Genomic DNA, 267 nt, shown 5'->3' on the forward strand with positions numbered 1-267 from the left:
TCAGGTGCTGAACTGGCATCCCCAGTTGTGCCATGGGGTTCAGCCATCCACATCCGACTATAACCCAACTCATCTGTTAGCACAGCTAACTCTTCTGCTTTTTTTAAAGCTTCCGCAGCTGTATTCCCGCTAGTAATTGGCGCTTGATCTAGTACACTCAATTTCATAAAGTTTGACCATCCTTTTAATGTCATTTTTGTTTTCTTTCTTACTTTTAGTATATCAGTTTATTAGAACAATAACCGAAATTTGGCTTAAAGCTTCGTA

This window comes from Carnobacterium sp., from assembly GCF_032094055.1.
Taxonomy (GTDB): domain Bacteria; phylum Bacillota; class Bacilli; order Lactobacillales; family Carnobacteriaceae; genus Carnobacterium_A.